At 64.3% G+C, this 9,841-nt stretch carries 13 protein-coding genes and 3 tRNA genes; 12 read left to right on the top strand and 4 right to left on the bottom strand.

What is annotated here, in order from left to right; translation table 11 throughout:
• The first annotated feature begins 83 nt into the window (after positions 1-83).
• Positions 84-2,438, top strand: coding sequence for a SpoIIE family protein phosphatase (locus tag B5F74_RS05325; protein WP_087200670.1), 2,355 nt, complete (start codon positions 84-86; stop codon positions 2,436-2,438).
• Positions 2,439-2,870: 432 nt separating this feature from the next.
• The gene (locus B5F74_RS05320; protein WP_066834497.1) at positions 2,871-3,608 is read left to right on the top strand and encodes an anti-sigma factor antagonist; all 738 of its coding nucleotides are present in this window, start codon (positions 2,871-2,873) and stop codon (positions 3,606-3,608) included.
• 172 nt (positions 3,609-3,780) lie between these two features.
• Here the strand turns inward: B5F74_RS05320 and B5F74_RS05315 are convergent.
• Both B5F74_RS05315 and B5F74_RS05310 read right to left on the bottom strand, forming a co-directional pair.
• A tRNA-Cys gene (locus B5F74_RS05315) sits at positions 3,781-3,854 on the bottom strand.
• 47 nt (positions 3,855-3,901) lie between these two features.
• Positions 3,902-3,977, bottom strand: a tRNA-Gly gene (locus B5F74_RS05310).
• A 126-nt stretch (positions 3,978-4,103) separates the two neighbouring features.
• Between B5F74_RS05310 and B5F74_RS05305 the strand changes: the two genes are divergently transcribed.
• Positions 4,104-5,027, top strand: a complete 924-nt coding sequence (locus tag B5F74_RS05305) for a putative ABC transporter permease (RefSeq protein WP_087200669.1) — start codon at positions 4,104-4,106, stop codon at positions 5,025-5,027.
• A 170-nt stretch (positions 5,028-5,197) separates the two neighbouring features.
• Positions 5,198-5,272 (top strand) — tRNA-Val (locus B5F74_RS05300).
• A 69-nt stretch (positions 5,273-5,341) separates the two neighbouring features.
• Here B5F74_RS05300 and B5F74_RS05295 read toward each other — a convergent pair.
• Positions 5,342-6,511 (bottom strand): hypothetical protein, encoded by a 1,170-nt coding sequence (locus tag B5F74_RS05295; RefSeq protein WP_087200667.1) that lies wholly within the window; start codon positions 6,509-6,511, stop codon positions 5,342-5,344.
• Positions 6,512-6,619: 108 nt separating this feature from the next.
• Positions 6,620-6,991, bottom strand: a complete 372-nt coding sequence (locus tag B5F74_RS05290) for a helix-turn-helix transcriptional regulator (protein WP_239283365.1) — start codon at positions 6,989-6,991, stop codon at positions 6,620-6,622.
• 187 nt (positions 6,992-7,178) lie between these two features.
• Here B5F74_RS05290 and B5F74_RS05285 point away from each other — a divergent pair, with 187 nt between their 5' ends.
• From B5F74_RS05285 to B5F74_RS05255, 8 genes are all read left to right on the top strand, one after another.
• Complete coding sequence (locus B5F74_RS05285) at positions 7,179-7,391, top strand: helix-turn-helix transcriptional regulator (RefSeq protein ID WP_087200663.1); 213 nt, start codon at positions 7,179-7,181, stop codon at positions 7,389-7,391.
• 264 nt (positions 7,392-7,655) lie between these two features.
• Positions 7,656-7,859 carry a hypothetical protein gene (locus B5F74_RS12375; RefSeq protein WP_158095704.1) on the top strand — a complete coding sequence of 68 codons (204 nt, stop codon included), beginning with the start codon at positions 7,656-7,658 and terminating at the stop codon, positions 7,857-7,859.
• On the top strand, positions 7,856-8,074 hold the full coding sequence (locus B5F74_RS12370) for a helix-turn-helix domain-containing protein (protein WP_158095703.1): 219 nt from the start codon (positions 7,856-7,858) through the stop codon (positions 8,072-8,074). The genes B5F74_RS12375 and B5F74_RS12370 overlap by 4 nt, the downstream gene beginning before the upstream one ends.
• A complete protein-coding gene (locus tag B5F74_RS05275; protein WP_087200660.1) occupies positions 8,071-8,253 on the top strand; it encodes a hypothetical protein in 183 nt (60 codons plus the stop codon). Before B5F74_RS12370 ends, B5F74_RS05275 begins: the two co-directional genes overlap by 4 nt.
• Complete coding sequence (locus tag B5F74_RS05270; protein ID WP_087200658.1) at positions 8,250-8,594, top strand: hypothetical protein; 345 nt, start codon at positions 8,250-8,252, stop codon at positions 8,592-8,594. The genes B5F74_RS05275 and B5F74_RS05270 overlap by 4 nt, the downstream gene beginning before the upstream one ends.
• Positions 8,591-8,824: a hypothetical protein gene (locus B5F74_RS05265; RefSeq protein ID WP_087200656.1), complete on the top strand. Its 234-nt coding sequence runs from the start codon at positions 8,591-8,593 to the stop codon at positions 8,822-8,824. Before B5F74_RS05270 ends, B5F74_RS05265 begins: the two co-directional genes overlap by 4 nt.
• Positions 8,811-9,209: a hypothetical protein gene (locus tag B5F74_RS05260; RefSeq protein WP_087200655.1), complete on the top strand. Its 399-nt coding sequence runs from the start codon at positions 8,811-8,813 to the stop codon at positions 9,207-9,209. Before B5F74_RS05265 ends, B5F74_RS05260 begins: the two co-directional genes overlap by 14 nt.
• On the top strand, positions 9,202-9,651 hold the full coding sequence (locus B5F74_RS05255) for a Lin1244/Lin1753 domain-containing protein (RefSeq protein ID WP_087200653.1): 450 nt from the start codon (positions 9,202-9,204) through the stop codon (positions 9,649-9,651). Before B5F74_RS05260 ends, B5F74_RS05255 begins: the two co-directional genes overlap by 8 nt.
• Positions 9,652-9,841: the final 190 nt, after the last annotated feature.

The raw sequence follows: 9,841 nt of genomic DNA, 5'->3' as shown, positions 1-9,841 counted from the left end.
TTTTTGTTACCGATCGACCAAGTCGACTATACTGCGATACAAGTTCTGGGCGGCGCTTCGCGTCCGCCGGATCGGAGGTGCGCATGGAATCCATGGTCGGTGAGGAGTTTGCCGAACTCGCCCGTCTGGTCGAGCTGACCAGCGACGCGGTGGCGCTCTGCAGTCTCGACGGAACCGTGCTCCATGTGAACGAGCAGATGAGCGCGCTGGTGATCGAGGAGCGCGAGGGCATCGTCGGTCAAGACATCAAGGACCTGCTCTACAGCAACCTGTTTGAGCGCGCGGGCGGCCACAGGCTGCCGTTCTCGCTCGACGGCGAGGACAACACGTGCATGCTCAAACTGCTCGACGGCTCGTTCATCCCCGTTCGCGTCCGCGCCTCCGAGGTGTCGCCGCGCTCGCTCGGCATGGGCGGCATGCTTGCGCATCGCGTGCTCGTGGTCATCAGGAGCCTCGAGGAGCAGTATTCCCACGACCGGCAGACCCAGCGGCTCTTCTCGGAGCTCCAGGCGGTCAACAGACGGCTTTCGGGCACGCTGTCGGTCATCATGACGGCCGCCGGCTCCAAGGACCTTCCCTCGCTTCTGGACGCGGTGCTGAACAAGATCGTCGAGACGCTCGACGCGGACGGCTCGTCGATCTACTTCTCGGAGAGCGGCGGGTTCAAGCTGCGCGGCATCAGCTACGGGCTGGCGCGCGACTACGTGCCCGAGTTCATCCCGTACGGCGCGGGCATCCCCACCTACGTTCTGCATGAGCAACGCCCCTGCAACCTCACCATCGCGCCGGCCGCCTACGGCCAGGGCATCGAGTCGAGCATCTTCTACGACATCGATACGCACGTGAGCACGAAGCTGCGCGTGGAGAACGTGCCGCCGTACCGGACGCTCATCGCGGTGCCGGTGTTTTTCGGCACGCAGGTCCTGGGCATCCTGGAGCTCGGCTGGAAGCGCCCGCGCCGCCCACGCTCGCTCGACGCCCGCGTGCTCGAGGTCATCTGCGACTACCTGTCGATCGAGCTCGTCAGCCTCGCGAGTAGCCTGCGCGCCCAGCGCACCGAGGAGCTCACGCGCTCGCTCAACCGCATGCGCGAGTTCATCTTCGGGCAGGACGGCGACCACGCGTCCGTCTGGCGCGCCGTCTCGGAAGAGGTGCACCGCGTGCTGCAGTGCAGGACCTGCGCGGTGCCGTACGACCATGAGCACGGCTGCTACTACATCGATTTCGAGGGCGGCAGCCGCGTGTGCCTGCCCGGTTCGATCGAGGAGATGTTCTTCTCCACGACCACCCCCGCCGCGCGCGTGGACCCGGCGGCGCGCATGTCGTTCGTGCGCGAGCAGAGCGCCTGGTCGACCTCGCCCGAGGACCTCAAGACCGTGCGGCTGGTGCGCGTGGACCAGACGACCTGGGCGGGGGAGTGGCTGGCGTCGCGGGGCCTGCCTAGCCAGGGCGTGTTCTTCGATCTGCGCGAGAGCCTGCCGCCCGGCGTGGTGGACAGCGAGGGCAACGAGATCCATGAGGAGGCGGGCTACGCAGACGGCGTGCCGCTCATGATGCTGCTTTTGCGCGACAGCACGCAGGAGCCGATCGACGACATCGAATACGACTACCTCGTGCGTCTGGCGCACGATATCGAGATCATGACGCACGGCCTGCGCCAGACGAACTCCGAGCGCCGCATCGCCCAGACGCTGCAGGTCGGCATGCGCAACAGCCTGGGCCAGGTGCCGGGCATCACGGCCGATTCGCTCTACTCGTCCGCCACCCGCCAGGCTCTCGTGGGCGGCGACTTCTACACGCTCATCCGCCTGCCGGACGACCGCGCGGTCATGATCCTCGGCGACGTGTCGGGCAAGGGCGTGGAGGCGGCGTCGATGTCAGCGCTCGTCAAGACGGCGCTTACGGCGTACGCGTGGGAGGGGGCCAACCCGCGCGACATGGTCCGGTCGCTCAACAGCATGCTCATGAGCTTCTCGCGCGTGGAGACGTTCGCGACGATGTTCGTGGCCAAGATCGATCTGCGCACCGGCACGGCCGCCTACTGCTCCGCCGGCCATCCGCCGACCGTGCTGATCCATCCCGGTCACCCAGGCGCGCAGGATGCGTCGAATGCGAGCGAGATGGAGCTGCTGTCCGTGCAGTCGGGCGTGGTCGGGGCGTTCGAGAACATGGTGTACGAGGGAGGCGTGTTCTCGTTCTCGCCGGGTGACATCCTGTTCATGTACACCGACGGCGCCATCGAGGCCCGCAGCGCCGACCGCCAGTTCTTCGGGGAGCGCCGCCTGTTCGACGTGCTGCTGCGCGCGTCGGTCAACGGGGTCGAGGGGCTGTGCCAGGAAGTGCTCGCCGAGCTCGACGCATTCAGCGGATCGGCCCTCGATGACGATATCGCGCTCGTGGCGCTGCGCTTCGACACGGTGGGCGGGACTGACGGCTAGGGAGACGTTGATCCCTGTGCCGGTGCCGGTCCAGGCCCGGGCGCAGGGCATAGCGGACGGGACGATCGAGAGTACGCTATAGTCACACCGCCCCGTCGACGGTACGCCATAGGCACGTTTTCGAGCGAAAAACGTGCCTATGGCGTACTCTCGACGGGGCGGCGTGCCGTATGCGTACGTTCGATGAGGGTGAACGGCGCGGGGCGATCCGGGATGGGACGCTTCGACCAGCGTTTCCGGGGAGCCCGGTCCGTTCATTCATGAATGAACGGGGGTGTCAGGCAGCGAATCCTGGGCAAACGATAAAACCGGCTCTATTGATTCATGAATGAGCGGGGGCCTGCGCCCGGGGTGACCGCGATGCGCGGACGCCATCGCGCCTTTCGCCTGCGGTGGTGAATAGAGCGCGCCCGTGCGGGGAACCATGACCGTATGAACGAGTGGAACGACATAGCGGTGATCACCCCGACCGGCGATATCGATATCAGCACGGTCGCGTCCCTGCGCGATCAGATCGACGCGCTGGTCGCTTCCGGCGTTCGGCGTATCCTCGTCAACTGCAAGGGCGTGACGTTCATCGATTCCTCGGGACTCGCGTGCCTGCTGTCCCGCTCGCGAAGACTCGCGCAGATGGGCGGCCTGCTCTCGCTCGTCAACACGTCTCCTGGGGTGACGCGCTCCATGCAGATCGCGCGCCTGATCGACGCGCTGCACGTGACCGCTGCCGCCCGGCCTCCGGTCCCGCTGCTGAAGCCCGGTGTCATGCCCCTGTGGAGCAAAAGCATCTCCATCCAGCGGGGCGTCGAGAACCTCGGGTACTACCGCCATCGCGTATCAGACATGATCTCGGCCCTGCACATGGACGACAGCGACCGTTTTGATGTGGCGCTGGCAGCGGGCGAGGCGCTGTCCAACGCCTATGACCATGCGAACGGGGGCGAGGGGTGCATGATGCTCGTCGCGGCCTACCCCGACCGCGTGGTCGTCGAGGTGCGCGACAGCGGCCAGGGCTTCGAGATCGCGGCGGACGAGGAGCCCGATGAGAGCGAGGAGCGCGGACGGGGCATCAAGCTCATGCGCATGCTTGTCGACAGCGTCGAGGTGAGACGTCGCGAGGACGCGCGAGGCACGCTCGTGCGCCTGATCAAGCTCCTGAAGCCCGCTGCATAGGAAGCCCGCCCGAGCGCCTGCGGACGCCGGCAAGATGGTTCGTATGAACGAAGGGGGTTCTGGGCGAGAGGGGCGCCGAGGCGGCCCAGATGTTCTGCATATAGGACAGCGAGATGGGCCCGAGCTTACGGGCTTACGAAAAAGGGGCCCGCGCGGGGCCCCTGTGACGGTCTGGAGGCGAAGCCCGGATTCGAACCGGGGGTAAAGGCTTTGCAGGCCTCTGCCTTACCACTTGGCCACTTCGCCGTCTATATGAGAAGGGCCGATTTGAAAAACCGGCCCGAATCATGCGATGGAGCGGACAACGGGGCTCGAACCCGCGACCCCAACCTTGGCAAGGTTGTGCTCTACCAACTGAGCCATGTCCGCTTGCGAGAAAGTAATATACGCGAATTCTAAAGACTTCGCAAGGGGAAATCTGAAAAAGTTTTCAACCGACCGTTTACGCACTACTATGCACTACATTGAGTGTTGGCATCTGAAGGAAAGAGCGTCGTGTTTCGGATCCTCGTCTTTGTCGTCCTCGTTTTCCTGATTGCGCGGGCAATCGGGTGGTTTGTCCAGAAATACCAGGATTCTCACGGATCCGGTCGCCTGTTCAAGCGCATGCTCTCGGACGGCACGATCGACGAGGGCGTCTATGCAGGCGCGTCGTGGCGCGAATCCGAGCGGTTTGGACACCGGCGGCGTCGGGCGGTGCTCGCCAAGGAGCAGCGCCGGTTCGTGCGAGACTCGCGCCGGTATCTGCGCAACCAGTATCTCGAGACGTGCACCCCGTCGCTGTACCAATACATCATCATCTTCCTGATCGCCTCGGTTTTAGGGCTCGTGCTGGAGACTATCTACACGTTTGCCGTGTTCGGTATCGTGGAGAGTCGCGTGGGGCTCGTATGGGGCCCCTTTTCGCCCCTGTACGGCTTGGGGGCCGTGCTGCTCACGCTGTGCCTCTGGCAGGTACGCGAGCGGCCCTGGTGGCAGATCTTTCTGATCTCGGCGGCCCTTGGCGGCACGCTCGAGCAGTGCGCCGGTTGGAGCATGGAGCATTTCGCGGACCTGCAGTCGTGGACGTATCTGGGGCTGCCGGACCATATCACCCAGTGGATCGCATGGCGGTTTCTGGCCATGTGGGGCGTGATCGGCCTGGTGTGGTGCAAGGCGATCATGCCCGAGCTGATTTTCCGCATCGGCGAGCCGACGACGCGCCAGCAGCGGATCGTCGTCGGGGCGCTGTCGGTCTTCATGGTGCTGGACATCGTCATGACGCTCGCGTGCTTCTGGCGAGCCGGCCAGCGGCATCGCGACGTGCCGCCGCGCAATCCGTTCGAGGTGTATGTTGACACCCATTTCGATGACGAGTTCATGGAGCGCACGTTCGAGAACATGGAGATCGGAGAGGATCTGCCGATCTCGGATAAGTAGGGGAGCGCAAGAAGTGTACGCGAAGCGATTCGGGCCAGGGTGAGCCCATGCTTCTGAGCTGGCGTTTTGCGGTCGATCTCTCGCTGGCAAAATTTTTTTGAAAAAGTGCTTTACAGACCCGATGGGCTTCGGTATATTATTCCTCGCGCTGAAGAGCGCACCACCTGAACGGGCGTTTAGCTCAGGGGGAGAGCGCTTCCCTGACACGGAAGAGGTCACAAGTTCAAATCTTGTAACGCCCACCACGAAAGACCAGCTCGGGAGCCAAAAAGCTCCCGAGCTTTTTTCGTTTTCGCGGCCCGCGTTAGCTAAGGTCAGCTAAGGGCGCGCAGCTGAGGGACCGGCGCCGCGTCCCCCATGCATAAGACGCCGGTGAGGGCGCGCCCCGCGTGCTCGAACGTGGACGGGTAGGGCGCGAGGTAGTTGGAGTAGAGCACCCTCGAGTCGCGGGACCTGCCCTGCATCGCGTTGATCACGGTGCTGTCGACGCCGGCCGACTGCATGAGCGTCGCGTAGGTGGCCCTCATGCGGTTTATGCCGACGAACGGCAGGCCCTCGAGCAGGCCGCCGCGCGCGAAGAGCCTCTTCCACACCTTCGGCAGGTAGTTCGCGGACATCCGGGCGCCCTTCGTGCCCTTGCAGATCGGCCCGACCCCCCTGACCGCGTAGAGCTCGTCGGAGAACGGCGGCTGGATCCTGATCTGGCGGTAGCGCCTCGTGTTCTTCGGGTCCTTCATGCCGTCCCGCGACGTGAAGGCGCGGCCGATCGCTGCCGACGCCATGTGGTGCTCCTCCCCGTCGAGCCCGAGCACGCTCGCGAACGACAGGTCCTCCCAGTCGAGGCCGAGCGCCTCTGACCTGGACAGCCCGCCGCCGACCATGGCGAGCCATATCGGGAACAGCCTGTGCCCCCGGAGGCGCTCCATGCAGTCCATGACTTCGTATGCCGTCCAGACGGGCAGCGGCGTGCGGTCCTTGCGCGGGTACTTAAAGCTGTAGCCGTCTCCCATGGGGGACTCCGCGATCAGGTGGTCGAAGTGCGCCTGGTTCATGATCGTGCGCATGACGCGCGCGTAGGTGTCGGCGCTCTGCGGCGGCAGCGTGTAGATCCACTGCTGGACGGCGATGTTGTCTATGGCGTCAAGCTTCCAGGACCCGAAGTGCGGGGCGATATGGCAGCGGTACACGCTCTCGCACGTCTCGGCGTTCGCGCGCGTCGTGGTGGCCCTCCTGCCGGGCGCGAAGCTCGACCAGAAGTACTCGTCGAGCGTCGCGCCGGACCCGAGCCTGACGTATCGCTTCATGAGGTGCGCGATCCTGTAGATCTCCGCCTGCGCGTCCTGCTCGGTCCCGTGGACGGTGCCGTTGACCTTGCGCTGCGACCCGTCCTCGCGGTACCCGGAGCTGACCTCGATGTGCCAAACGCCGGGCCGCACCTCCTTCTTGTGGCCCAGCTTAGAGCGTTTTTTGGTAGTATCAGCCATGGGTGCTCCTTTGCATCCGTCCCGTTGGCCCCGTGCGCGTTCCGCCAAGTTCCCGCGCGGGGCCGTTTTTTGTGACCATTTTGCCGGCGTCGGCAAAATGGGCGGCGACTACACCGCCCTCCTCACCGTCTCGGCCTCATCGCCAGCACCTTGCCCACATTTAACGGCTAGGCGGGACGCGTCCGCCGTGAACGTCGATGCTATGCCCGCGAGGTCGTCCTTGCTCTTGTCGTCGAGCAGCGAGTACGAGTAGTTGAGCGCCTGCTGGCGGGGATCCGAGTACTGCGCCGGCTGGAAGCTCCTGCCGGCGAGCTCGTCGAGCGAACAGTGGAGCACGTCGGCAATGTCGCATGCCTGCTTAAGCGAGAGCATGCGATCTCCATCTTCCCATGACTTGATTCTGCGCTCTGAATAATCGTCACCCAAAGCGTCTGCCAATGCTTTTCGGCTCTTGAACCCGGCTTCTTTTCTCAGCCTCATTAACTGCAAGTTCATAGGTGCTCCTAGCTTTGATGTTGACATAAGAGTACACGCAGAGAGACTAATTTTCAACATTTTTGAGAAATATTGTTGACATAGACACTCTAAGAGACTATTGTTCGAAGCAAGCCACTGACAGAGGCTATTAATAGTTGGTAGCCACTTAAAGAGACTGGAGGTTTGTTTCATGAACAAGGCAGATGTCGGTCGCCGCATCCGCAGCTGGATGGTCGATGCGGGGCTGAACACGGAGGACACAGCCGAGGCTCTCGGCGTGTCGGTCGGGTCGCTCAAGAGCTGGATCTACGGGCAGCGCTCGCTCACGTTCGACCGGGCCGAGCAGATCTGCGACCTGTTCGGCAAGACCCTCGACGAGCTGGCGTGCAGGGAGGTGGCCTAGATGGAGATGCCCGGAGACGGCGTGTGCATCGCGCTCTTTATCGCCCTGGCCGTGATCCTGCTGGCCGACGTGGCCATGATCGTGATCTCGTGCGAAGCGATCCTCGGGGCCTTCTAGGTCGAGAACAATTATTCCATTCGAGAATATCCGGAGGTTTTACCTATGGAAACCACTGCTTTAACCGGTGCTTTTTCGTCCGGTAGGCAAAAAGATGCCCGCCGGAGGACCAAACTCGCGGCGGGCGGTGCATTCGGTTCGCGTCGAATGTCGACCGTTATCTTACCACCTTCCGAGCGCTGGCGCGACTGGTTCCTCGCCGTCTTCATCGTCCTGTCCGTGAGCGGCATCCTGCCCGCGCTCGCGTGCGCCGCCCTGGGCGCCCTGTTCGACGTCATCGGGTGGTGGCCCGTGTACGTCGGCCTCGCCGCGCTCCTCGCGGCCTTCTTCCGCTGGGTGTGGTCGCTGTGAGCGCGAAGGACATCGAGCACGGCTGGCTCACCGTCGCCGAGGCGGCCCGCTACGCCCAGGTGAGCGAGCAGACGATCCGCGGCGCGATCTTCGGCGGCAGGCTCGCCGCCTACGTGCACCCCGAGTCGAAGGGGGCGCAGCGCCGCAACCTGAGGATCTCCCGCCGCGGCATCGACGAGTGGATCGAGACGACATGGGATCGGGTGGTCGCATGAGGGGGAGGTTCCTCGAGCTCTCCGACATGCCGCCCTGCAGGGCGTGCGGGTGCGCGCCCGTGGAGAAGAGGACCGGCATGGACGTCACGAGGCTGCAGTGCCCCAAGTGCGGCATCCGCACGGGCGGCAGCACCAACGAGCAGGCGAAGTTTGTCACATGGAAGAAGGTAATGGAATGAAGTACGAGGACGTCAAGATCAGGCGCGTCACCGTCGAGACGAACGCCATGGGTGTCAAGGAGCTGGAGAACCTCGACTCGGTCGTTCTGTTCGGCGTGCAGTCCGGCGAGGTCGTCATGGGCGCGATCGGCGAGATCTCGGCGGTGGAGATCATCGAGATGGCGTCCGATCTCGGGTCAGCCATCGGCGCCGGCCTCAGAGGGCTGGACCCGGCCCTGAGACTCACCGCGGCCAAGGTCGCCGCCCGTGCCCTCATCATGGGCTCCGTCAACGGGCCCGCCATCGACAAGATCTCGGCCGCAAGCGCCGCCAACGAGGTCGTCTTCGGGATCGAATCATGACGCCCGAGATGATCGCGCTGTCCGCCATGCCGGCGACGGACAGCGACGGCAAGCCGTGCGCGCTCGTGCAGTTCGCCAGCGTCTCGGACGGGGAGCTGGAGACCATGCCGAACCTCACGCCGTACCCGCTCGAGATCGAGGGCGAGGTGTGCGGCCAGAGCATAGAGGAGGCCGTCTACAAGCTGCTCGACCGCCTGAACGGGAAGGAGCCGGCCGATGGGGACGAATGACTACTCGCTGCCCGTCGAGGCCGTCATGGCAGACGAGATCGCCCGCGTGAGGCCGTGGCCCCTGCGCGCCGCCGACCGGCGCGAGCTGTTCGCCGAGTGGTGCCGCAAGAACCCCGACGTCCTGCGCGAGCTCGAGCTCACGGCGCTCTCCATCGACGCCCACGGGCTGCGGGTGTCGACGAAGTACCTCATCGAGCGCCAGCGCTACGAGGGGCACTACAAGGCGGTGGGCGTGCCGTTCACCGACTACCAGGGGACCGTGCGCGTGTACTCGGTCAACAACTCCGACTCGTCGCTCATGGCGCGCTGGCTGCTCTCCAGGCACCCGGACATGGATATCGAGCTGCGCCGGAGCATGTTCGACGAGGAGGTGGACCGTGACTAGCTGCGACCCGCGCACCGACGCCGAGGCGCGCTCGCTCGAGCCCATGGCCTTCTTCCCCCACGACTCCAACGCGGGCGGCGACATCAAGTGCCGCAAGCTCGTGCGCCGCTTCGGCGTGGAGGGCTACGGGCGGTGGTGGCTCCTGTGCGAGCTGCTCGCCGCCACGAGCGGGCACGCCCTTCCCATGGCCGAGGAGGACGACGCCTACGTGGTCGCCGAGGCCCTGCGCTTCTCGGGCGCTTCGTTCGACGATCTGCAGGCCGTCGAGGACTGCCGCTCCTTCATCGAGGCGCTCGTGGAGATCGGGCTCGTGCGCGTGAACGGCGAGGGCGAGATCTACAGCCCGCGCATGATGCGAAACGGCGAGTACTTCGGCCGCCAGCGCGCGAACGGTGCCAAGGGCGGGCGCCCGCGCAAGAAGAGGGAGGCCCCCGATGCGTAGGAACCACCTGAGAAACCACTACGAAAACCACTGGTTTTTACAACTCGAAACCGCTCGCAAACCGATGGCTAACCATAAAACAAAACAAGACAAAACAAAACAATAGTGGTTTCACCCCTTTAAGGGTGAAACCACTCTATGGGAGTCCTCTCAACCAGAAACCCTCTCTTTCTTGCCACTTCTTTCTCTG

Source organism: Collinsella sp. An271 (assembly GCF_002159695.1).
Taxonomy (GTDB): domain Bacteria; phylum Actinomycetota; class Coriobacteriia; order Coriobacteriales; family Coriobacteriaceae; genus Collinsella; species Collinsella ihumii.
This window is presented reverse-complemented; position numbering and strand designations above follow the sequence as displayed.

Coding starts and splice junctions, on each gene's coding strand:
- B5F74_RS05275 (WP_087200660.1), top strand. CDS start 8,071: ATGAGGGGGAGGTTCCTCGAGCTCTCCGACATGCCGCCCTGCAGGGCG.
- B5F74_RS05290 (WP_239283365.1), bottom strand. CDS start 6,991: ATGAGGCTGAGAAAAGAAGCCGGGTTCAAGAGCCGAAAAGCATTGGCA.
- B5F74_RS05270 (WP_087200658.1), top strand. CDS start 8,250: ATGAAGTACGAGGACGTCAAGATCAGGCGCGTCACCGTCGAGACGAAC.
- B5F74_RS05295 (WP_087200667.1), bottom strand. CDS start 6,511: ATGGCTGATACTACCAAAAAACGCTCTAAGCTGGGCCACAAGAAGGAG.
- B5F74_RS05320 (WP_066834497.1), top strand. CDS start 2,871: ATGAACGAGTGGAACGACATAGCGGTGATCACCCCGACCGGCGATATC.
- B5F74_RS12375 (WP_158095704.1), top strand. CDS start 7,656: ATGTCGACCGTTATCTTACCACCTTCCGAGCGCTGGCGCGACTGGTTC.
- B5F74_RS05265 (WP_087200656.1), top strand. CDS start 8,591: ATGACGCCCGAGATGATCGCGCTGTCCGCCATGCCGGCGACGGACAGC.
- B5F74_RS05325 (WP_087200670.1), top strand. CDS start 84: ATGGAATCCATGGTCGGTGAGGAGTTTGCCGAACTCGCCCGTCTGGTC.
- B5F74_RS05285 (WP_087200663.1), top strand. CDS start 7,179: ATGAACAAGGCAGATGTCGGTCGCCGCATCCGCAGCTGGATGGTCGAT.
- B5F74_RS05260 (WP_087200655.1), top strand. CDS start 8,811: ATGGGGACGAATGACTACTCGCTGCCCGTCGAGGCCGTCATGGCAGAC.